This is a genomic window from Halomonas sp. DP8Y7-1 (genome assembly GCF_019801685.1).
GTDB lineage: Bacteria > Pseudomonadota > Gammaproteobacteria > Pseudomonadales > Halomonadaceae > Halomonas > Halomonas litopenaei_A.
This window is the reverse complement of record NZ_JAHVIN010000014.1, coordinates 170,375-192,841: the sequence shown is the minus strand read 5'-3', so window position 1 is coordinate 192,841 and position 22,467 is coordinate 170,375. Positions and strand designations below refer to the sequence as shown.

21 protein-coding genes are annotated in these 22,467 nt (G+C 60.5%); 12 read left to right on the top strand and 9 right to left on the bottom strand.

Annotation, left to right across the window (positions count from 1 at the left end):
* The first annotated feature begins 18 nt into the window (after window positions 1-18).
* Window positions 19-1,389, top strand: a complete 1,371-nt coding sequence (mnmE, locus tag KUV41_RS17750; RefSeq protein WP_222162270.1) for a tRNA uridine-5-carboxymethylaminomethyl(34) synthesis GTPase MnmE — start codon at window positions 19-21, stop codon at window positions 1,387-1,389.
* Between the two features lie 128 nt (window positions 1,390-1,517).
* On the top strand, window positions 1,518-2,090 hold the full coding sequence (locus KUV41_RS17745) for a YceI family protein (protein ID WP_222484221.1): 573 nt from the start codon (window positions 1,518-1,520) through the stop codon (window positions 2,088-2,090).
* An 82-nt stretch (window positions 2,091-2,172) separates the two neighbouring features.
* On the opposite strand, the gene KUV41_RS17740 is transcribed toward KUV41_RS17745, so the two are convergent.
* The 4 genes from KUV41_RS17740 to rdgB form a co-directional block, all read right to left on the bottom strand.
* A complete protein-coding gene (locus tag KUV41_RS17740) occupies window positions 2,173-3,042 on the bottom strand; it encodes a 23S rRNA (adenine(2030)-N(6))-methyltransferase RlmJ (RefSeq protein WP_222486906.1) in 870 nt (289 codons plus the stop codon).
* Between the two features lie 201 nt (window positions 3,043-3,243).
* The gene (locus tag KUV41_RS17735; RefSeq protein ID WP_206942090.1) at window positions 3,244-3,918 is read right to left on the bottom strand and encodes an OmpA family protein; all 675 of its coding nucleotides are present in this window, start codon (window positions 3,916-3,918) and stop codon (window positions 3,244-3,246) included.
* A gap of 38 nt (window positions 3,919-3,956) precedes the next feature.
* Window positions 3,957-5,123, bottom strand: a complete 1,167-nt coding sequence (gene hemW, locus KUV41_RS17730; protein WP_222162513.1) for a radical SAM family heme chaperone HemW — start codon at window positions 5,121-5,123, stop codon at window positions 3,957-3,959.
* 2 nt (window positions 5,124-5,125) lie between these two features.
* Window positions 5,126-5,734, bottom strand: coding sequence for an RdgB/HAM1 family non-canonical purine NTP pyrophosphatase (rdgB, locus tag KUV41_RS17725; protein WP_222162272.1), 609 nt, complete (start codon window positions 5,732-5,734; stop codon window positions 5,126-5,128).
* A 329-nt stretch (window positions 5,735-6,063) separates the two neighbouring features.
* On the opposite strand from rdgB, the gene KUV41_RS17720 reads away from it, so the two are divergent.
* Window positions 6,064-6,735, top strand: a complete 672-nt coding sequence (locus KUV41_RS17720; protein WP_222237905.1) for a LuxR C-terminal-related transcriptional regulator — start codon at window positions 6,064-6,066, stop codon at window positions 6,733-6,735.
* Between the two features lie 222 nt (window positions 6,736-6,957).
* Here KUV41_RS17720 and KUV41_RS17715 read toward each other — a convergent pair whose 3' ends face one another.
* The 5 genes from KUV41_RS17715 to KUV41_RS17695 all read right to left on the bottom strand — a co-directional run bounded on the left by KUV41_RS17715 (window position 6,958) and on the right by KUV41_RS17695 (window position 12,860).
* Window positions 6,958-8,199: an AAA family ATPase gene (locus KUV41_RS17715; RefSeq protein ID WP_222486905.1), complete on the bottom strand. Its 1,242-nt coding sequence runs from the start codon at window positions 8,197-8,199 to the stop codon at window positions 6,958-6,960.
* A gap of 12 nt (window positions 8,200-8,211) precedes the next feature.
* Complete coding sequence (hemL, locus tag KUV41_RS17710) at window positions 8,212-9,504, bottom strand: glutamate-1-semialdehyde 2,1-aminomutase (protein WP_206942084.1); 1,293 nt, start codon at window positions 9,502-9,504, stop codon at window positions 8,212-8,214.
* A 165-nt stretch (window positions 9,505-9,669) separates the two neighbouring features.
* Window positions 9,670-10,521 (bottom strand): hydroxymethylpyrimidine/phosphomethylpyrimidine kinase, encoded by an 852-nt coding sequence (locus tag KUV41_RS17705; protein ID WP_224851922.1) that lies wholly within the window; start codon window positions 10,519-10,521, stop codon window positions 9,670-9,672.
* Complete coding sequence (gene hemJ, locus KUV41_RS17700) at window positions 10,518-10,949, bottom strand: protoporphyrinogen oxidase HemJ (RefSeq protein WP_206942082.1); 432 nt, start codon at window positions 10,947-10,949, stop codon at window positions 10,518-10,520. Before hemJ ends, KUV41_RS17705 begins: the two co-directional genes overlap by 4 nt.
* Window positions 10,950-10,958: 9 nt before the next feature.
* Window positions 10,959-12,860 (bottom strand): chloride channel protein, encoded by a 1,902-nt coding sequence (locus KUV41_RS17695; RefSeq protein WP_222486904.1) that lies wholly within the window; start codon window positions 12,858-12,860, stop codon window positions 10,959-10,961.
* A gap of 256 nt (window positions 12,861-13,116) precedes the next feature.
* Between KUV41_RS17695 and argC the strand changes: the two genes are divergently transcribed.
* The 9 genes from argC (at window position 13,117) to KUV41_RS17650 (ending at window position 22,367) form a co-directional block, all read left to right on the top strand.
* Window positions 13,117-14,151 (top strand): N-acetyl-gamma-glutamyl-phosphate reductase, encoded by a 1,035-nt coding sequence (gene argC / locus KUV41_RS17690; RefSeq protein ID WP_206942078.1) that lies wholly within the window; start codon window positions 13,117-13,119, stop codon window positions 14,149-14,151.
* Between the two features lie 244 nt (window positions 14,152-14,395).
* Window positions 14,396-14,749, top strand: coding sequence for an iron-sulfur cluster insertion protein ErpA (gene erpA, locus KUV41_RS17685; protein WP_206942076.1), 354 nt, complete (start codon window positions 14,396-14,398; stop codon window positions 14,747-14,749).
* 242 nt (window positions 14,750-14,991) lie between these two features.
* Complete coding sequence (locus KUV41_RS17680) at window positions 14,992-15,747, top strand: transporter substrate-binding domain-containing protein (RefSeq protein ID WP_206942074.1); 756 nt, start codon at window positions 14,992-14,994, stop codon at window positions 15,745-15,747.
* 224 nt (window positions 15,748-15,971) lie between these two features.
* Window positions 15,972-16,643, top strand: a complete 672-nt coding sequence (locus KUV41_RS17675) for an amino acid ABC transporter permease (RefSeq protein WP_206942071.1) — start codon at window positions 15,972-15,974, stop codon at window positions 16,641-16,643.
* 11 nt (window positions 16,644-16,654) lie between these two features.
* The gene (locus KUV41_RS17670; protein ID WP_277987384.1) at window positions 16,655-17,455 is read left to right on the top strand and encodes an amino acid ABC transporter ATP-binding protein; all 801 of its coding nucleotides are present in this window, start codon (window positions 16,655-16,657) and stop codon (window positions 17,453-17,455) included.
* Window positions 17,456-17,982: 527 nt separating this feature from the next.
* Window positions 17,983-19,878 (top strand): tRNA uridine-5-carboxymethylaminomethyl(34) synthesis enzyme MnmG, encoded by a 1,896-nt coding sequence (gene mnmG, locus KUV41_RS17665; RefSeq protein ID WP_222486903.1) that lies wholly within the window; start codon window positions 17,983-17,985, stop codon window positions 19,876-19,878.
* Entirely contained in the window at window positions 19,875-20,543 is a 669-nt protein-coding gene (gene rsmG, locus KUV41_RS17660) for a 16S rRNA (guanine(527)-N(7))-methyltransferase RsmG (protein WP_222486902.1), read from the top strand. The genes mnmG and rsmG overlap by 4 nt, the downstream gene beginning before the upstream one ends.
* Before the next feature lie 76 nt (window positions 20,544-20,619).
* Window positions 20,620-21,390, top strand: a complete 771-nt coding sequence (locus tag KUV41_RS17655) for a ParA family protein (protein WP_206942068.1) — start codon at window positions 20,620-20,622, stop codon at window positions 21,388-21,390.
* A gap of 53 nt (window positions 21,391-21,443) precedes the next feature.
* Window positions 21,444-22,367 (top strand): ParB/RepB/Spo0J family partition protein, encoded by a 924-nt coding sequence (locus tag KUV41_RS17650; protein WP_206942067.1) that lies wholly within the window; start codon window positions 21,444-21,446, stop codon window positions 22,365-22,367.
* Window positions 22,368-22,467 lie beyond the last annotated feature (100 nt).

Below are 22,467 nucleotides of genomic sequence, written 5' to 3'. Positions count from 1 at the left end.
TCCTTCAGGAGCTTGGATATGACCGCCCCGCTTTATACCCAGGACAGCATTTGCGCACTTGCTACCCCGCCCGGGCGTGGAGGCGTCGGCATCATTCGCGTGTCAGGCCCTGCCTGTCGGGACATTGCCAAGGCGATGCTGGGCCATCAGCCTGAGCCACGCCAAGCGTTCTATGGCCCTTTCAGGGGCGCTGACAGCATTATTGATGAGGGTATTGCGCTGTTCTTCCAGGGCCCCCACTCCTTCACCGGAGAAGACGTGCTGGAACTGCAGGGGCATGGCGGTCCGATGATCATGGATATGCTGCTGGAGCGCTGTGTCTCCCTCGGCGCCCGGCTGGCAAGGCCAGGCGAATTCTCTGAACGCGCCTTCCTCAACGACAAGCTTGACCTGGCCCAGGCAGAAGCCATCGCCGACCTGATCGACGCCAGCTCTCGGACAGCGGCAGAGAACGCTCTGCGCTCCCTGCAGGGTGAGTTTTCCAGCCGCGTCCAATCGCTGGTTCAGCGACTGATCGAGCTGCGCATGTACGTCGAGGCGGCCATCGACTTCCCTGAGGAGGAAATCGACTTTCTTGCCGATGGCCACGTCGCCGCCAAGCTTCAGCAATTGATGGACCAGCTGGCCGATGTGCGAGCCAGCGCCGGCCAAGGTGCCTTGATGCGCGAAGGCATGAGCGTGGTCATTGCCGGACGCCCCAATGCCGGCAAGTCGAGCCTGCTCAACGCGCTGACAGAGCAGGATACGGCGATCGTCACCGACATCGAAGGCACCACCAGAGACGTCCTGCGTGAGCATATCCACCTGGACGGGATGCCGCTGCATATCATCGATACGGCGGGCTTGCGGGACACCCCGGATGCGGTGGAGAAGATCGGGGTTGCACGGGCCTGGAGCGAAATCGAGAAGGCCGACCGCGTGCTGCTGCTGGTGGATGCCACGACCACCAGTGCCACCGACCCTATGCAGATATGGCCAGAGTTTGTCGAACGACTGCCAGACCCTGCTCGCCTCACCCTGGTACGCAACAAGGTTGACCAGAGTGGTGAAGCAGCAGGGCTCGATCTATCCACAACCCCACCTACCCTCCGGCTGTCAGCCCGCTCTGGCGAGGGTGTGGATAACCTGAAGTCCCATCTCAAGAGCATCATGGGCTTCCAAGCCACCACCGAAGGTCGGTTCTCCGCACGACGGCGACACCTGGATGCACTCGACAGGGCCAAGGAGGCCATGGATAACGGCAATGCCCAGCTCATGGGCCATGGTGCCGGCGAGCTGCTGGCCGAGGACCTGCGAGACGCGCAGCAAGCCCTGGGAGAGATCACGGGTGAATTCAGCGCCGATGACCTGCTGGGCGAGATCTTCGGCAGCTTCTGCATAGGGAAGTGACAGCGCTCGTCAGACCGCATACGCCCTTCTCAAGCCGCTACGGCACAATGCCGGGGGTCGCTGCGTACAGAAGATAGTGAGCGACTCTCTACACTGGAGGGACATGCTGCCCCCTTCAGGAGTCGCTCATGAAAGCGCTAGTCATGTCAGCCGCCCTCGGACTTGCCTGCCTATCGGCCAACGCCTCGGCAGACTGGAACCTGATGGATGACGAATCACGCCTGTGGTTCGGTTCAGTGAAGAATGAAAGCGTCGGTGAAACGCATGTCGTTGACTCGCTAACGGGCAATATCGACGACGACGGCAAGGTGGCTATCGAGGCCACCACCGCCTCTCTCGATAGCGGTATCGATATTCGCGATGAGCGCATGCAAGAGCACCTGTTCCCGACTCCTAGCCTGGCGATCAGCAGCAACCTGGACCCCATGCAGTTTGCGTCGCTGATGCCCGGCAACACGCTCTTGGCCCGGGTACCCGTTAGCGTCACTCTAGGCGCTGCTGGCAGCGACTATGACGCCACAGTGATGGTCGTTCGACTTTCCGAATCGCGCTGGCTGGTCGTCTCCGATCAGCCGATCTGGGTCGACGCCTCCTCACTGGGGCTCGTCCAGGGTATCGCCACCCTTCAAGATATCGCCGGCCTGTCTTCCATCGCGCGGACGTCGCCGGTGGGTTTTCGGCTGCTGTTCGAATCGCCCTAGGCGCGGTTCGCATCCGTCCGGGAGCTGCTGGTGTGGCGCCAGGTAGCAGCTCTATGGTGGCTCAGAACCTGGGCCTGGCGCCCTACTCTTCTACCCACCAGTGCTGTTCATGACGAGCCTGAGGTCCCAGCAATGGAAGCCAGGTGTCGATGGCAGCGCCCATGCGCTGGTCGACGCCCCAGGGAGGATTAGCGATCAACATGCCGCTGCCGTACATGCCGTGACGGGATTCGCCAGGAGGGGCCAGGCTGACCTCGCTGCGCCACAGTTTGCGCACACCGCTTGAGCGCAGCTCCTCCAGCATGTCCTGATGACGTCCAGCCGGCAGCAGTGGGTACCACAGCATGATCACGGCATGCCGAACCTTGCCGAGCACATGTACCAGGGTCCTGGCCACCTCCTGGTACTCGGACTTCTGCTCGAAGCTGGGATCCATCAACACACAAAGCCTTGGTGTTTTCACCGGCACCAGGGATTTCAATCCCGCCAGTCCATCACCATGGATGCATTGGATAAGCGGCAGCGTGTCGGCATCCACCAGCGATTGCTGGGTCAAATGGCCGTGCTCACCCGGGTGCAGCTCAAACAAGCGAAGGCGGTCCTGCTTGCGCAGACGATGCCCCAGCCACCAGGGCGAACCAGGATAGTGGGACAATCCTGTCGACCCTGATTGCAACGAGGCGACAGCATCGAGCCAGACACTCAACAGCTCCTGCTCTTTCACGTCGCCTTGGTGACGAGATACCCACAGCCGCTGAACACCGGTTTCGTACTCTTTGAGACGTGCCGTTTCAGCGGCAGCGAGAGGATAGCTACCTCGTCCCGAATGCGTATCTACAAACGTAATGGCACTATCTTTACGTAATAGATGTTCGGTAACACTGTAAAGCCATAAATGCTTGTGAACATCGGCGAAATTGCCGGCATGGTAAGCGTGTTGATAAGAGAGCATGGCATTCCGCCTGGTGTGCATCGCGATGGGGAATCCGCGGTCATCCATCGCAGGATAAAGAGGAATATGATAGCGGGACAATCGCCCAGAGGTCGCGGATGGCATCTGCCGAATGTCTGACCGCTCCAGCCAACACAAAGGCCCGCGTCCTTTCGGAGCGCGGGCCTTGATGTCGACGGGCCTGGAATCAGGCGTGTCGTCTTATCCCTGCTGGCCGGTCGGCGTCAGGGTGATCTCGACGCGACGGTTCTGCGCGCGACCTTCCTCGGTATTGTTGCTGGCCACCGGCTGGTTTTCACCATAGCCGCTGACATAAAGGCGGTTGGACGCCACGCCCTGGCCTTGCAGGTAACTGCCGACGGACTGCGCGCGTCGCTCGGACAGGCGCTGGTTGTAGCTGGCGTCACCGGTAGAGTCGGTGTGGCCAGCGATGTTGATGCGGGTTTCCGGATACTGGGTCAGGACATTCGCCACATCATTCAATGCGCTGGTGGCACTGCCGGTGAGATCGGCGGAATCGAAGCCGAAGGTCACGCTACTCGGCATATTGAGCACGATGTTGTCGCCTTGGCGCTCTACACCGATACCGGTGCCCTGCATGCTCTGGCGCAACTGCTCTTCCTGGCGGTCCATGTAAACGCCAATCCCGCCACCAACAGCAGCACCGGCGGCGGCACCGATCAGCGCACGGTCACGCTTGCTGGTGCTACCGTCACCACTGATGGCACCTGCCGCTGCGCCCACTGCGGCGCCCACGGCAGCGCCGATACCGGTGTTGTTACGATCGGTCTGGCCAGTGTAAGGGTCCGTTGTGGAGCAACCAGCCAGAATCACGGCGGCAGCCAGTGGGGCAATCAGTCGAATCTTGCGGCTCATAGCGTCAACGTCTCCTTCCATGTATTACATCGTCCCTTTCAGTCATCGCTGAACAGGGTCAAAAGGTCGTTCAAGAATAATAGACCTTGGGCAGAAGCTTGAACCCTGGCGGCATCTTGCACAATAAGTCCCTTTTCACGCGCCCTGTCGATCTTCGGCGACAGTTCATCAAACGGACGTCCTGTGCACGCCTGCCAGGTCTCAACCGGTACGCCCTCCACCAGACGCAGTGCGTTCATGGCGAATTCCAGCGCCACCTCATCATCTGTGACACGTCGATGTCCAGCAATGAAGCCCCGGGGATCGTTCAAGCGGCGCAGATACGCCTCTGGCTGGCGGGTCTTCCAGCGCCGCTCGATGGCGAACCCGGTCGCGCCGGGTTGGCTGATCTTGGCGTGAGCCCCGGCACCGATGCCGAGATAATCCCCAAAGCGCCAGTAGTTGAGGTTATGTCTCGCGCGTCTGCCTGACTGGGCATAGGCTGAAATTTCATAGCGTTGAAAGCCAGCGGCCTCCAGGCGCTCATGACCTTCATCCTGGATATCCCAGAGCACTTCTTCCTCGGGCAGCGTCGGCGGATGAGCATGAAACTCGGTGTTGGGTTCCAGCGTCAGCTGGTACCAGGAGAGATGCTCCGGCGCCAGGGCAATGGCCTGCTCGAGATCTGCCAGAGCCAGCTGCGGCGTCTGCCCGGGCAGACCATGCATCAGATCCAGATTGAGATTATCAAAGCCCGCCTCGCGCGCCTCGGTCACCGCGTGAAGCGCATCTTCACCGCTGTGGATGCGCCCCAAGGCCTTGAGCTGTTCCGGATGAAAGCTCTGGACCCCCAGCGAAAGACGATTGATACCCGCCTCTCGGTAGGCCGCGAAGCGCCCCCTCTCGAGGGTCCCCGGATTGGCCTCGAGGGTGATTTCAATGTCAGCGGCAAAGGGCAGCCGCTTGCGCGCTTCATCGAGCAGACGCTGATAAAAGTGGCCGGACATCAAGCTCGGCGTCCCTCCACCAATAAAGATACTGGTGAGCTCACGCCCCTGGGCCAGACCAGCGTCGTTGTCGAGATCGGCCAACAAGGCAGACAGGTACGCCTCTTCCGGCAACTCTGCCTGTCGGCCAACGCCGTGTGAGTTGAAATCACAGTACGGACATTTGCGCACGCACCAGGGTACGTGCACGTACATCGACAGTGGGGGCAGGGTAGCCATCGTCACTGCTTGGTCCGTTCGAGTTCGGCCAGCAGCTGAGACAAGGCACGACCGCGGTGGCTGAGCCGGTTCTTTTCGGCAGCGCTCAGCTCTGCCGCGGTTGCACCCTGGTCAGGAAGCCAGAACAGCGGATCATAGCCGAATCCGCCTTGCCCGCGCGGATGGGCAAGAATTTCGCCGCGCCAGTGAGACTGCACGATCAACGGCACGGGATCCTCGGGATGCTCGAGCAATACCAGTACGCACCAGTAACTGGCACCACGGCTGCCTTCAGGCACGTCGGCCAGCGCCTCAAGCAATGTATCGTTGTTGCGGCCATCATCCTTGGGCTCGCCAGCAAAGCGCGCCGAATAGATCCCCGGACGTCCGGCCAGGGCATCCACTGCCAGTCCTGAATCGTCAGCCAGGGCTGGACGGCCACTCACTCGGCTGGCTTCTCGCGCCTTGAGCAAGGCGTTCTCGACAAACGTCAGCCCCGTCTCCTCGACCTCTTTCACGTCGAAATCCGATTGGGCCTGCACCTTGATACCCAAGGGGGCCAACATCTCGCCCAGCTCCCTTAGTTTGCCGGCATTGCCGCTTGCCAGCACGAGTTCTGTCAGGTGGCTCATGGTCTCGCTCATTGGTGGAAAGTATCTTGAAATCCCCGGCGATACGCCGGAATGTTTGCCTATACTCTAGCATGGGCAAGATGAGTTCCGATTCAGCACAAATACTGATACGTGAACCAGAAAAAAGCCGCCATATCATGCCGTCGAAGGCGGGTAGAGCCCCTCGTCCGGTCGTTGTTTTCTTCACAGGAGCCGTTTTTTGGCAAACTTTACTGTGCAGGTGTTACAGAATCTTACAAAAGATATAAAATAGGCGCATAATGACCAACACGACTTAGTCATGCCCATCCGCCGAGGGCAGGCGGCAGCGGATGCACGGAGACACGACGATGAGCCACGCCACAGGACAGATAGTGCTGGTGACTGACCACAACCCTCAGTCGCTGCTCTTTATCAATTACATCAAGGATCAGTTCCACTGCCCTGTATCCATCGCTGCGCCTGCCGACACCATTGATGTCGATGACTCCCAGCCGGTGCTGGTGTTGATGGATGCCGACCATGTGGACGATGCCGCCATGCAGCACTGGCAGGATGTCAGCTCTCACCATCATGGGCTGTTGCTCACTGCCTTCAACCTGCGTGATGAAGAGCATGCGCTGGAGGTGCTCTCCTTTATGCATCTACGTGGTGTCTTCTATCGTCAAGACAGCCTGGAGAGCATCTGCAAGGGGATCGCCAAGCTGTTCGAGTCCGACGACCTGTGGATGTCGCGGTCGCTGATGACCCGACTCATCGAATTTTCGCGACGCCAGCAGCTCAATGCCTATCGTCCTGCCTGTGGACTGACCCAGCGGGAAATGGAAATCATCGGCCTGCTGGGGTCGGGGGCGTCCAACATGGAAATCGCCGAGCGTCTTTGCGTCAGCGAACACACGGTAAAGTCCCACCTCTACAACGTGTTCAAGAAGATTCGGGTCAGCAACCGCCTGCAAGCCGTCAACTGGGCTCGCCAGAACCTCGGCGCCCCGCCCCCCAGACGTAGCACTGCCATGCGCTGATCACTGCCCTGCGCTGATCAAAAGAAAAACGGACGCCGGCAATGCCGGCGTCCGTGCTCTGCACTCATGCCATAGTCAATGATGTGATCGTTAAGGCTAAGGTAGACACTCACTGCCTCTGCTGGCTCGCTACCATCAACGCGCCGACCACTCGCTACCATCGTCGCGCCGACCACTCGCTACCATCAACGCGCCGACCACTCGCTACCACCATCGCGCCGACTAGAGGACGCGAATGTGCTCTTCAATCAGGCTTGCCAAGGTCTCTGCAGCGTTGTCTGCTGTACTATCGAGGCGCACCAGATGCAGCCTTTCCTCGTCAGTGAAGTCCTCGAACGCATCCTGCTGCGCTGCCAGCACGGCAAGACTCAGTGATTCGTCCCGTTCATTGCGAACCGCCCGCTTGCTGATACGACGTCGCAGGGTCTCGTCATCGGCTTCAAAGCTGACCAGCAGTACCGGCAGGCCTCTGGCTTCCGCCTGCCATCGCAACAGCTCACGCTGACCGCGCTCGAGGAAGGTCCCGTCGACGCACACCATATAGCCGGCATCCAGCAGGATACCCGCACAGGTCGCCAGCCGCTGATAGGTCTTGTCTGTTGCCTCTCGGGTGTAGATATCCGCAGGCAGACCATCGCCCTCGGCCTGTGGACTAAAACCATGCAGCAACATGCGCTGCACGTCTGAACTCAGTCTTACCGCTCCGAGGCGACCCACCAGTGTCTTGGTGAAGCGGCTCTTGCCACTGCCGGAGACGCCTACACCGATCACCAACGGAGGGAACCGGAACTCGGCATGTCGCTCCGCCAACGTCAGATAGCGACGGAAGGCATTCATGGTCTCGGCCATCAGCGCGGGTCGCTCATGACCCGACGTGAAGCGACGTTGCAGCACACGACGCATGCCCGCCATTGCCTCGATGACCTGCAGCAGCGACAGAATCCGCGCCAGCTCGTAGTCGCCGCTGCGGCGCAGGTAACCGTCCAGAGCCTGATGCGACAGCGTCATCTCTCCGCGCAGCTCCAGCTCAACCCTGAGGCTTGCCAGATCATGGCCTGGGTCGGCCATCTCAGGATAGTCAAAGGGCTGCGGGTCCTGGGCAGCACTCTGGGCCACCACCAGGCGGCCGTTATCGCAAAGCCGTACATCGGAATATTCCATGTACCAGCGGCTCGGGCGCAAACGGTCCTGGCGAACTTCGATGATCGGGGCCAGTCGATCGAACTCCTGGTCCAGCCACACCTTGAGTGACGCCAGACGTTGCACGTCCTCGTCACCGGACAGCAGGGCCTTGCAGGCGCTGTGTTCTGCCTCGCTGCGTTGTTTCAGCACGCTTAGCGCATCGGGCAGTGCCACCTCGGGCGGCAACGGCTCGGCGTGAAACTCTGCCAGCACATCCAGCAGTTCTTCCAGGGTAAAGGGCTCCAGCGCGGTGTCCGGCGAAGCGGCGTCATTGCCAGTCATGGTCGGCTCCTTTCAGGCCTGGGTCGTCATCTGTGCAAAGGCGTGTTCTGCGGCGTCCAGAGTACGCTGAATATCTTCCGGCGTGTGAGCGCTGGACATGAAACCGGCCTCATAAGCGGAGGGCGCCAGATAGACCCCTTGATCCAGCATGGCGGCAAAGAAACGGCGGAAGGCATCCGCATCACAGGCAGTGGCCTGTGCAAAGTTCTCCACGCTGCTCTGGGCGGTGAAGAACAGGCCGAACATGCCCCCCGCACGCTGCGTGATGAGATCCACACCCGCCGCTCTTGCCCGGCTTTCCAAGCCGTTGCAGAGGGTCTCGACACGCTGTGCCAGCGCATTATGGAAACCAGGCTCACGCAATTTCTTCAGCAGGGCTACCCCCGCTGCCATCGCCAAGGGGTTACCCGCGAGGGTGCCCGCCTGGTAAACCGGCCCTAACGGAGACAGTTCGCTCATGATCTCGCGGCTGCCGCCAAAGGCGCCTACCGGCATGCCCCCACCGACGATCTTGCCCAGGCAGGTCAGGTCAGGCGTCACCCCGTAGTGGGCCTGGGCGCCACCCAGAGCCACCCGGAACCCGGTCATCACCTCGTCAAAGATCAACACGCTCTGGTGGCGGTCACACACCTGGCGCAGTGTCTTGAGGAAGTCCGCGTTGGGCGGAATGCAGTTCATGTTGCCGGCCACCGGCTCGACAATGATGCAGGCAATCTGGCTACCGATTTCCTCGAAGCAGCGTTCCACCTCGTCGCTGTCATTGTAGGACAAGGTAATAGTGTGCTCAGCCAACGCAGCAGGTACCCCAGGGGAACTCGGCTCGCCATGGGTCAAGGCGCCGGACCCTGCCTTCACCAGCAGCGAATCACTGTGACCGTGATAGTTACCCTCAAACTTCACGATCTTGTCACGCCCGGTGTAGCCGCGAGCCAGGCGAATCGCCGACATGGTCGCCTCGGTACCGGAATTGGTCATGCGCACCATCTCGATGCTCGGGATGATCTCGCAGATCAGGTCCGCCATGGTCGTTTCGACCGCGGTGGGGGTACCGAAGGACAGCCCCTTGTCCAGACGCTCACGCACGGCGCCAAGCACATCAGGATCGGCGTGACCGGTGATCATCGGGCCCCAGGAGCCGACATAGTCGACATAGCGCTTGCCTTCGACGTCAACGAGATAGGCGCCTTGCGCACTCTCCATGAACACTGGCGGACGATGCAGCCCCTTGAACGCGCGCACCGGTGAATTGACGCCACCGGGGATGTGCCGACAGGCCTGTTCGAAGAGCTCAGCGGATGTGGTCATGGAAACCTCTTTGCCCAAGTGTAAGTTCTGACGTCGGTGCTAGGCACCGATACGGTGAATGAAGGCCTGTGGATAACCCTGTGGAGGGCATGGGATAACCCGGTGAATGTGGCCCAAATGTCTCGCAAGTTGCCCGATTCTGTGACATATGACGCAGGCTACCCATCATACCTTGACCTCGTCTGGCGAAAAGCGTGGCGTCGGCATTTTCCACAGCCTGCGAGGCAGCGACTGGCCGTGGCCGGGATCCCAGCCGTGGGCCAGCGCCTGCCAGGCGAAGACCTGGGCCTGTTCGCAAGCCTGTACCAGAGTTTCACCTGCCGCCAGCCGCGCTGCCAAGGCGGAAGCCAAGGTGCAGCCGGACCCATGATAGCTCGCGGGTAGTCGTGGCCACGTCCACTGACGATCGCTATCGGGTGTATGCAAGGTGTGGGACACCGTGTCGCGCGCCTTGCCGGGTTCGGGGTCATCGGTGCCGGTCACCAGCACGGCCTGACACCCCTGGTGCATCAGGCTGACACAGCGTTCCGTGTCATCCTGATAGTCGGCTCCGGCCAGCCGTGCCAGTTCACCACGGTTCGGCGTCAGGATATCGATCATCGGGAGCAATTGCTGCCGATAGGCATCGATCAACTCCTGGGTCGCCAGTGATGCTCCGCCTCCCGCTCTCAACACAGGATCTGCCACCACGGGAATTCCCGGTCGCCGCTTGATCACGTCAACCACTGCATCGAGCCCTTCCAGATCCGCAATCAAGCCAATCTTGATCGCCGCAATCGGCAGCGAGGCCAGTGCCTTGGCCGCCTCTCTGATGCCAGACGCCGGCAGCGGATGCAGCGAGTGCACATCACGCAGATCCTGTACCGTCAGTGCGGTAGGAATGGTCATCGCCCAACCGCCGCAAGCCGCCACGCTCTCGGCATCAGCGACCAGCCCAGCACCTCCGGTAGGGTCATGGCCCGACAGCACCAGCACTATCGGCAGATGGGGTGAATATTCCGCGTTCAAGCTATTCAAAAGGGTTTCACCACAGCCAGGATGATGATCGCTACCAGCGCCAGCACCGGCAGCTCATTGAAGACACGGAAAAACGTGGCACTGCGTCGGCAGCGGTCTGCTGCCAGCTGCTTCAGGTAGATCAGGCAAACATGGTGATAGGCCACCAGCGCTACCACCAATGCCAGCTTGGCATGCAGCCAGCCCTGACTCATCCAGCCAGGGTTGAGCCATACCAGCAGGGCACCAAACAACAGCACAGCCACCATGGAGGGGGTCATGATGCCGCGATACAGCTTGCGCTCCATGACCATGAAGGTGTCCATGGTCGCGTACTCACCCTTGTCTCTGGCCTGGGCGTGGTACACGTACAGGCGGGGGAGATAGAACATCGCCGCAAACCAGGTCACGATGGACATCAGGTGAAAGGCTTTTATCCACAGGTACATGGCAACTCCTCAGGCTGTGGATGAATCAGACAGGCGGTAGTACCGCTCGATGGCGTCACGGGTGATGATACCGGAAATTCGTTTCTGCTTCGGTCGATAACCATGTTCTACATAGAGTCCATCGACCTTGCTTTCGTTCAGCACGTTCAATGCTTCCGTCAGTGTTGCCTGTAGGTGGATGGGCACCAGGTCGAGTCGCTGACCGGGTATTTCCAGCAGGTCGAGCAACGCCTGCTTGTCCTCGGCCTGCTCGGTTTCCGGTGGAGGCGAGCGCAGGGGGGAGCGATCCACGTTCTTGCCAGCAATGCTCTCCGCTGGCGATTCCGCCTCTATCAACGCTTCCATCATGCTGTCGTCCGGATCACTGACCTTATCCTTGGCCGCTGCCTCCCGCTCATCTTGCTCGATCAGGTAGCGCGCCAGATCCGCGGCCTTGAGGGCAAGGGTCGGTTTGTCATCCGTGGATCGCTCGATAATGATCCAGACAGGCTTGGCCTCCAGCAAGGCGCGAGCTTGCCCCTCGGAGACACGCCGCTTGGTTCTCACCAGGCTGCGTTCCATGACCGCTGGCACCGACACCCGGGACAGTGCTTGCATCAACGGTTGCTGGAGCGGATGCAGGCCGTGCAGCTTGACGCTGATAAAGAAGCCATCGCAACGACACAATTGCCGGGTGGTAAGGCCCGCAACGACCACTGCCAGCATGCCCGGTGGCAGGATGTGCGGAATATGGGTCAGTTCCAGCAGTGCCATCAACGCAGCGAGAGGCGCCTGCAGCACCGCTCCCATCATTGCCGCCATGCCAATCATGGCGAACAGACCGGGATCGGCCGCCTTCTCAGGCCACAGCCAGGTCCCGGCCAGACCGAACATGGCTCCCGCTGCTGCGCCAATCACCAGCACCGGGCCAATGATGCTGACCGGCACACCGCAACCTACCGCGAACGCCGTCAGCAGCAGCTTGCCAAGCACCAGGGCCAACAGAATGTCGAGTGCCAGCCGATTGAACAGGGCATCTGACAGGCTGTCATAGCCGATGCCTTGTACCTGGGGATAGCACCAGGCCAGTAACGCCGCCAGGGCACCGACCATCGTCAACCGCCACCACAGCGGCAGGCGTGCCAGTCTCTCGGAACGGGACACGTGAATGAACAACCCCGCCAGCAATCCGATGCCAAAGGCCATGACGGCAATCCAATAAATATTGAATAGCGATCCCAGGGCCAGGTCGGGCACCGCGAAGGCGGGCTCGGCGCCATACACCAGCTGCGATACCAGAGCCCCCATGCAGGCCGCCAGGATCACCGGCATGAAGCCGACAATGGTGTACTCCATCATCACCACTTCCATGGCGAAGATCACCCCGGCGATAGGGGTATTGAAGGAAGCCGCGATACCGGCCGCGGTACCGCAGGCCACCAGCACACGCAGACTGTTGTGAGGAAGGCGCAGCAACTGGCCAAGCCCACTGGAGGCCGCGGCGCCCAGGTGAATCGCGGGCCCCTCCCTCCCGGCAGAGAGACCGCCTACCACCGTCACCACCCCGACCCACCATTGATTCAGCCAGTTACGCAGCGGAAAGCGTCCCTGGTGATAGGTCAGGCGCTCGATGACATGGCTCACCCCAATCTTGCGGGCCGCCAACGGCTGACGCCACAACGCAAACCCGATGATGGTCACCGCCAGGATCGGGAGTACCATGCGCAGCCCGGTAGACAGCTGTTCGAAGGCCTCAGGGTCGTCATGGGGCATGACCAGCATCGCCCCCAGCATCAGTGCAAGGCGAAACACCACCATCAAACTACCGGTGATCAAGCCGGTCGCAATGCCCAGTACACACAGTTGCGGCAGGGCATCGACGCTCGCCAGCTGGCGGCGGAAGGCATCGAGACTGAGATCTGGCAGGCGCATGGCTTCCTTGTTTCCTTCCGTGAAGGCAGAGGGCGGGTCCCTGTCACACCCAAGTGGCCACGGCTCGAGTGAAGTGACTGTCTCTTGTGTATCATAGAACGGGACCCGGCACCCAGACGGCTGGCATGACTCGGCTCTGCCCCGGGGACCTCCCGAATGCGTCGGGGCCTTGGCGCCAGGCCGGTTATTGCGCCGGCAATGGGCTACTTATCGTTCAGGCAATGCGCTGATAGAGCAAAGTGCAAAGGAGCATCACGTGATCAAGGTTGGAATCGTCGGCGGTACCGGCTACACCGGTGTCGAACTGCTCAGACTGCTGGCTCGCCACCCTGGCGTCGAGGTGGATGCCATCACCTCACGCAGCGAAGCAGGTCTCGGCGTGGCCGAACTGTACCCCAACCTGCGCGGTCACTATGACGGACTGTGCTTTAGTGAACCTGACCCAGAGCGTCTCGCAGCCTGTGATGCGGTATTCTTCGCCACGCCCCACGGCGTTGCTCATGCGCTGGCGGGTGACCTTCTCGAGCGCGGCACTCGCGTTATCGACCTGTCAGCAGATTTTCGCCTGCGCGACGCTGCCGTGTGGGCCGAATGGTACGGCCAGCCTCATGGTGCTCCAGGACTGCTTGAAGAAGCCGTCTACGGCCTGCCGGAAGTCAATCGCGACCAGATCAAGCAAGCGCGGCTGATTGCTGTACCGGGTTGCTATCCTACCGCCGTACAGCTCGGCTTCCTGCCGCTGCTGGAAGCAGGGCTGATCGATCCTGAGCAGCTCATCGCCGACTGCAAGTCCGGGGTGACCGGTGCGGGCAGAGGCGCAAAGGTTCCCTCCCTGCTGGCCGAGGCGAGCGAATCCATGAAGGCCTACGGCGCTTCTGGTCATCGCCATCTACCTGAGATACGGCAGGGTCTTGGGGATGCCGCAGGCCAGGATGTTGCCCTGACCTTCGTGCCACACCTGACACCGATGATCCGTGGCATACATGCCACGCTCTACGGACAGCTCACCGGCGATCCTGGCGACCTTCAGCAGCGCTTCGAAGAGCGCTTCGCCAATGAACCCTTTGTCGATGTGATGCCCGCAGGCAGCCATCCGGAGACCCGCAGTGTCAAAGGCGCCAATCTCTGCCGTATCGCCGTCCATCGCCCTGGCAACGGCAATACGGTTGTCGTGCTCGCGGTCATCGATAACCTGGTCAAGGGGGCGTCGGGGCAGGCCATCCATGCGCTCAACCTGATGTTCGACTTTGATGAGACGGCGGGACTCGATGCCCCAGCCATCATGCCCTGACCGACGGAAATCCTGCCCCGACGGTTTTCCGGGACAGACAGGTCACAACGGGAAGATGGCGCGATAGGTCGCGAGAGACATGAGAAGGAACACGCTGTCGTGCCGTCACGCTGGCGGCGCGGCGCTACCTCCTTGGAAAAGTTGACCCTTTTACTCTGGTTTAGGGATAATACCCGGTGTTGTTCGTCTTGGGCGCCTGACGCCTGGAATGACACTCCATGTGACCTGACCCCCGGAGCTCCTAATGAGCGGTGCCGAATCCTTTGTTCCTACTCCGTTGCTGCTGTCCGACAACGCACAGCGTCGTCTCAAGGCGCTGATGGCCGAGGACGGTGCCGAAAAGATCGCCCTGCGCGTGTATGTCACAGGTGGCGGCTGTTCGGGATTTCAATACGGCTTCGACGTCGCCGACAGCTTCAACGACGACGACACCGAAATCCCTTTCGGCAGCGTTTCGCTGGTGGTTGACCCGCTGTCCTACCAATACCTGGTGGGCTCGACCATTGACTACGAAGAGGGCCTGGCCGGGGCTCGCTTTCTGGTCCAGAACCCCAACGCCACCACGACCTGTGGCTGCGGTGCATCGTTCATGGTGTAACCCGCCGCAAGCCAGACATCTGACGCAGCCCAAGGGCTGCGTCTTTCGTTGCAGGCTAGCGACTCCTTAGGTTCTCCCCAAGACTCCCTTCAGACCCGGTTCCCTCGGCCTGGTCGATCCCCGGGCATGCCCCTGGCAACACGCCCAGCGTTGGCCCAGCGGATTCTTCCCCAGCTTGACCCCCTCGCCGCAACTCGCCATGGTAGTTACGGATTTCACAATAACGTCAACTGGGGAAAACCATGAAAACCGCCCTTACCTCTGCCGCACTGGCCTCTGCCCTGATGACCTTCGGTATCATCGGTACCGCCCAGGCCGAGACCCTGAACGTGGCCACCGATCCCAGCTTCGTACCGTTCGAGATGATGGATCAGGAAACCGGCGAAATGGTCGGTTTCGATATGGATATCATCAAGGAACTGGCCGAGCGTGCCGGCTTCGACTACGAACTGCGCACCATGGACTTCAACGGCATCATCCCAGCCGTCCAGACCGGCAATGTCGACATCGCGATTGCGGGCATCACCATCACCGATGAGCGCGCTGAAATCGTCGACTTTTCCGATGCCTACTATGATTCCGGTCTCAAGATTCTGGTCAGCGCCGACGAGGAAGGCGTGGCAGAGATTGGCGACCTCGCCGGAATGCGAATCGGCACCAAGATCGGCTCTACCAGCTACGACTTCCTGCAGGAAAACCTGGGCGAAGATGCCGAGATCACGCCGTATCCGGGCACTCCTGACATGTACATGGCCTTGCTGGGAGGTAGCGTCGATGCCGCCTTCTACGATGCGCCCAATGTCGGCTACTTCTCTCAGACTCGTGGCGAAGGCAAGGTCAAGGTCGTAGGCCCGCTCTATGAAGGCCAGCAATACGGCATTGTCTTCGTCAAGGGCAGCGAGTGGGTCGAGCCGGTCAACGAGGCGCTGGCAGCCATGAAGGAAGACGGCACCTACGACGAGATTCACACCAAGTGGTTCGGCGCTCCTAGCGAGTGACATAGACCCGCTTAACGCGGTGAAAGCACTGGCCAATTGCCTGCGACGGGGCTGCCCAGCGTCTAGGCAGTAACGTGATGGCGAGAGGACAGTGCTTTCCAGGGGCCGGAGCCATACCGGCCCTTTTCGATCCTGCCCGGACGTCACTTCGAGGCGCAGTCTCGACCCTCGCGTCAAGGCAAGCGGCCTTGTCCTGATCTCATAAGCATGACGGAGACCCACTCGTGGACGTCAATTTTCAATTCGACTGGTCGGCAGCCCTGTCCTCCATTCCTCAGCTGCTGACCGGCATCCCCTACACGCTGATGATCTCCTTCGGTGGTCTCGCCATCGGTTTTATCATCGGCATCATCTTTGGTCTGTTAAGAATCTCGCGACACGCATGGCTACGCATTCCTGCGGTGGCCTATATCGAGATCTTCCGTGGCACGCCCGTGCTGGTTCAGGTCCTGTTTATCTTTTACGGCCTGCCCAGCCTGCTGGGAGGCCCCATCGATGCCATTACCGCCGGTATTGCTGCCATCGCCGTCAACTCAGGCGCCTATATCTCGGAAATCGTGCGCGGAGGCGTTCAGTCCATCGAACGCGGCCAGGGCGAAGCGGGACTGTCTCTTGGCCTGTCACAGCGCCAGACCTTCCGCTACATCATCTGGCCACAGGCATTCAGACGCATGATCCCTGCTCTCGGCAACCAGGCCATCATCAGCATCAAGGACACCTCTCTGTTCGCGGTCATCGGTGTCGGAGAACTGGTACGTCAGGGCCAGATCTATATCGCGACGACCTTCACCGCACTGGAGGTCTATTTGATGGTGGCGCTCATGTATCTCGCCATCACCCTATCCTTGTCGTTTGCCCTGCGCATGCTTGAGCGCAAGGGCCTGGTGGGTCAGTGAGGAGCCGTCATATGGAAAATCACCGTCAGTCCCAAGCTTCTCAGTCTTCTGCTTCGATGCCCCAGGGCGAGCCCATCGTCCGCATTGGCAAGTTGAACAAGCACTTTGGCTCCCTGCACGTACTCAAGAACATCGACCTTGAAGTGGCGCAGGGAGAAGTGGTCGTGATCATCGGCGCCAGTGGCTCCGGCAAGTCGACCTTGATTCGCTGCGTCAATGGCCTCGAAGAATTCCAGCAGGGCGAGCTGCGCGTCGATGGCAACGATCTCAAGCCCTATGGCAAGGCCAGTCGCGCCCTGCAGACGATCCGCACCGAAGTCGGCATGGTCTTCCAGCAATTCAATCTGTTTCCGCACCTAAGCGTCCGTGACAACGTCACTCTGGCGCCGATGAAAGTGCGCAACATGGCGCGAGATGCCGCTGAGGCGACGGCAGAGCGCTTGCTGGACAGGGTCGGGATCAAGGACCAGGCAAGCAAATATCCGACACAGCTGTCAGGCGGCCAGCAACAGCGCGTCGCTTTGGCCCGAGCACTGGCCATGGAGCCGCGCCTGATGCTCTTCGACGAGCCCACCTCTGCACTCGATCCGGAGATGATCGGTGAGGTCCTGGACGCCATGCGTGAGCTCGCCAAGGAGGGCATGACCATGATGATCGTGACCCATGAGATGGGCTTCGCTCGCGAAGTCGCCGATCGGGTCATCTACATCCACAAGGGTGAAATCGTGGAGCAAGGCAAGCCTGAAGATATCTTCGACAACCCTCAAAATGAGCGTACCCAGAGCTTCCTGTCACGGGTACTCAAGCACTGACAACGCTTCCTGAAGCACTGAAAACGCCCTGTCGAGATATCGACAGGGCGTTTTTTTGGCTGTGGACAACTTTTTTGCGCATTCGCCGCTAACCCAGTCGTGGCGCCGACTACGAGGTATCCGCTGAAATGTTCACCGTCACGAGGACAACGCTGCCTGAGCACGGTGGATAACACGTGGACCCTCACGCTTGTGGGCAACCTCGGCTTTCATCCACAGCCTAAGAACATGGCGTCAAGAGCTGGTACGCCTCTTGTCCAACAATCGATCAACATTTCAAGCTATTGTAACAATTAGGGTTTTATAGGTTTTCCACAAATTTTGTCCACACCAGTAGTTACTACCACTACAGAACTTCCTTTCTTATTCTTCTTATTTTTTTATAGGAGAAAAACCAAGTGAGGATCTGGCCGACGAGGGTGTGGAAAACCCTGACGTTTACCCACAGGAGGGTTTATACTGGCGGGCTAATTTTTGCATGACCCATCATTTCCGACGCTGGCGCGCTGCGCCGAACGAGGTGAACCTTGGAGTATCCCGACCGCTTTGACGTCATCGTCATCGGCGGTGGCCATGCTGGAACGGAAGCTGCCCTGGCCTCTGCCCGCATGGGTTGCCAGACCCTGCTGTTGACACACAACATCGAGACCCTTGGTCAAATGTCCTGCAATCCCGCTATTGGTGGGATCGGCAAGAGTCATTTGGTCAAGGAAATCGACGCTCTCGGCGGCGCCATGGGCTTGGCGACGGACCTGGGCGGTATCCAGTTCCGTGTGCTGAATGCACGCAAGGGACCCGCGGTGCGCGCCACTCGTGCTCAGGCCGATCGCGTGCGCTACAAGGCTGCGATTCGTGGAATGCTGGAAAATCAGCCGAATCTGACGCTGTTTCAGCAGGCTGCCGGTGATCTGATCGTCGAACAGGACACGGTACGTGGCGTGGTTACCGAAACCGGGCTGCGTTTCCTGTCAGACACCGTCGTGCTGTGCACCGGAACCTTCCTCGGAGGGGTCATTCACATCGGCTTGGACAACAGCCGCGGTGGCCGCGCTGGCGACCCGCCCTCCAACGCATTGGCAGAACGTCTTCGCGCTTTGCCCTTCCGGGTTGACCGACTCAAGACAGGGACACCACCGCGTATTGATGCCAAGAGCGTTGATTTCGCTCGACTCGAGGAACAGCCGGGTGATGCCCCAACGCCGGTGATGTCCTATCTCGGTTCGCGGGAGATGCATCCTCGTCAGGTCAGTTGCCACATTGCGCACACCAATGAGCGGACCCACGAGATCATCTTCAACAATCTCGATCGCTCGCCGATGTTTTCGGGAGTGATCGAGGGCGTCGGTCCTCGCTACTGCCCATCCATTGAAGACAAGGTCCACCGTTTCGCTGACAAGAACAGCCACCAGGTCTTCATTGAACCCGAAGGACTGGATACGCACGAGCTATACCCAAATGGTATTTCTACCTCGCTGCCCTTCGACGTCCAGCTCCAGGTGGTCCGTTCCATCGAGGGCCTCGAGCGTGCGCACATCACACGCCCGGGCTATGCCATCGAGTATGACTTCTTCGATCCGCGGGATCTGAAGCACTCGCTGGAAACCAAATTTATCCACAACCTGTTTTTTGCCGGCCAGATCAATGGCACCACCGGCTACGAAGAAGCCGGTGCCCAGGGGCTATTGGCAGGCTTGAACGCCGCCCGTCGGGCGAAATCCCTGGAAGCCTGGTGCCCGAGACGCGATGAAGCGTATCTGGGGGTGCTGGTGGATGACCTGATCACCATGGGCACCAAGGAGCCCTATCGCATGTTCACCTCCCGCGCCGAATACCGGCTGCTGCTGCGGGAAGACAATGCCGATATGCGATTGACCGAACACGGCCGTGAACTGGGACTGGTCGACGACGAGCGCTGGTCCCGTTTCAGCGAGAAGCGCGAGGCGGTAGAGCGGGAAAGTGCACGCTTGAAAGCCACTTGGGTTCAGCCTGGCAGCGAGGCGGCGAAGTCGATCGAAAGCGTCACCGGCAAACCCCTTGGTCGCGAATACAGCCTGATGGATCTGCTCAAGCGTCCCGAGCTTGGATATGCCGATGTGGCGGGTGCCAAGGGAGATCCTGTCAGTGACGACACCGTGGCCGAACAGGTTCAGATTCAGGCCAAGTATCAAGGCTATATCGATCGTCAGCAGGACGAGATCGACAAGCTCAAGCGCCACGAATCCATGGCACTGCCGGCGGATCTCGATTATGCCCGCGTCGAAGGGTTGTCCCACGAGATTCGCCAGAAGCTGGCGGAAGCGCGGCCCGAGACCCTGGCTCAGGCCGGACGCATCAGTGGGGTGACCCCTGCTGCGGTGTCGATCCTGCTGATCCATCTCAAGAAGCGTCGGCTGCTGGATGATCAGAAAGTGGTGACAGGATGACAGCGTCCATCGATAGCGCGCTGGAGGGGCGTCTGCGCGCCCGCTTGGTCGAGGGTCTCAAGACCCTCGAGATTGCCGTCAGCCCCTACCAGGTCGATCATCTGGTCGCCCTGGTCGTCTTGTTGCACAAGTGGAATCGGGCCTATAACCTCACCGCGGTGCGAGACCCCCTGGAAATGGTGTCCCGCCATCTGCTGGACAGCGCTGCCGTGCTGCCCTGGGTCGAGGGGCCGCGGATCCTGGATGTCGGCGCTGGGCCCGGTCTTCCGGGGCTGGTACTGGCAATACTCAGACCTGATCTGGACATCAGTCTGCTCGACAGCAACGGCAAGAAGGTTCGCTTTCAGCGCCAGGCAGTGATGGAGCTGGGGTTGACCCGGGTGACCCCGATCCAGGCCCGAGTGGAGTCCTTTGCGCCGCCAGCGGGCGGTTACGACCAATTGATCTCCCGTGCCTTCGCCAGTCTCGAGGATTTCATCGGCATGACACGCAGCCTGCTGGCGCCTGGCGGCCAGTGGCTGGCCATGAAAGGACCGGCAGTAGATGGCGAGCTTGAGCGGCTGGATGATGATATTCGCGTGTTGTCACGTCATCCGTTGAGAGTGCCGTTCGCCGATGGGGGACGAGAACTGGTTATGCTGGAACCCGACGCCGGGGATCGCTAGGCTCAACCTTGGAACGACCTGTCGGGCCCAATTTGGCTGGCCTGCCACCCGAGAATTTCCACGCAAGGATGACGTCGTGACGAAAATCATCGCCTTGACCAACCAGAAGGGTGGGGTCGGCAAGACCACCTCTGCCGTCAATCTGGCCGCCAGCCTGGCGGCGCTCGATCGCCGGGTGCTGCTGGTCGATCTTGATCCCCAGGGGCACGCCACCATGGGCAGTGGCGTTGATAAGCATAGCCTCGAAGGCAGCGTGCTGGACGTCATCCTGGGCGACAAGCGCCCCGTGGAAGTCATCCTTGACTGCCCAGAGGCGGGCTATGCGCTGCTTCCGGGCAATGGTGATCTGACCGCTGCCGAGGTTGAGCTGCTGGACCGTGGAGAAGGGCGCGAGCGTGCCCTGGGCAAGGCATTGTCCGAGGTGGCAGGCGAGTATGACGTGGTCATGATCGACTGCCCGCCGTCATTGAACATGCTGACCGTCAATGCGCTGACGGCAGCGGACGGGGTACTGATTCCGCTGCAGTGTGAGTTCTATGCTCTCGAAGGGCTGTCGGCGCTGCTGGACACGGTTGAACAGATCAAGGACAGCGTGAATCCGGGGCTCGAAATCTATGGCATCCTGCGCACCATGTTCGACGCCCGCAATAGCTTGACGCGAGACGTCAGCAAGCAGCTGCGTGACTACTTCGGTGATGCCCTGCTGAAGACGACGATACCGCGTAACGTGCGGGTTGCCGAAGCGCCCAGTCATGGCCTGCCTGTCACCAAGTACGCGCGCTTTTCAAGGGGTAGCCAGGCCCACCGGGTACTTGCCAAGGAATTGATTCGCCGGTTGTCACTGTAGCCGCGCGGCGGGACGGTCGACTTTTCAAAGCGTGCTGTGATGAGGATGAATCGATGACACGCAAACGCGCCCTGGGACGGGGTTTGGACGCGCTGATCGGGGCGGGCGCCAGACGCCGTGAAAGCCTGGATCTTCCCGAGGTCGACGCTGAATTGATGGAAGCCGAGGATGGCGGCGCCGATGCTGTGGCCCCGGCCATGGCGGAAGAACGACTTGAACGCCTGCCGCTGGGACAGCTCAGCCGAGGAAAGTATCAGCCCAGGCGCGATATTCAGCCTGAGGCGTTGGAGGAGCTGGCCGACTCGATCCGCGCCCAGGGCGTGATGCAGCCTATTGTCGTTCGCCCTATTGGCACCGATCGCTACGAGATCATTGCCGGTGAACGCCGCTGGCGTGCCTCGCAGTTGGCCGAGCTGGATGTGATTCCTGCGGTCATCCGCGACGTCTCCGACGAGGTGGCGCTGGCGCTGGCGCTGATCGAGAACATCCAGCGCGAGAACCTCAACCCGGTCGAAGAAGCGTTGGCGCTCAAGCGCCTGCTCGATGAATTCGAGCTGACCCAGCAGCAGGTGGCCGACGCCGTGGGGCGCTCCCGCGCCCAGGTCACCAACCTGTTGCGCCTGCTGACCCTGGATGGCGAAGTCCAGACCCTGCTCGAGCGCGGTGATCTTGACATGGGGCATGCCCGTGCGCTGCTGTCGCTGCCTGCGGCCAAACAACGCAAGGCGGCCCACGAAGTGGTCAACAAGGATCTGACCGTGCGTGCCACCGAAGCACTGGTGAAGCAACTGGCCAGCGGCAAGCCAAAGGCGGCCAAGGCAGCTCCACAGCAGGACGTGTCGCGGCTGGAAACGCGCCTGGCGGACCTGCTCGGTGCACCGGTCAAGATCAGTCACGGCAAGGCGGGCAAGGGCAAGGTGACGATCCAGTACTCCAGCCTGGATGAGCTGGATGGCATCCTCGAGCATATTCGCTGAAGAGAGCGGATAGGCGCGGCATAGGTGTGTGCGATTTCGCGCAGTAAACCACTTAGGTCGCTAACAACTTTAGCGACCAGTTCTCCGCATTTGGTCGTAA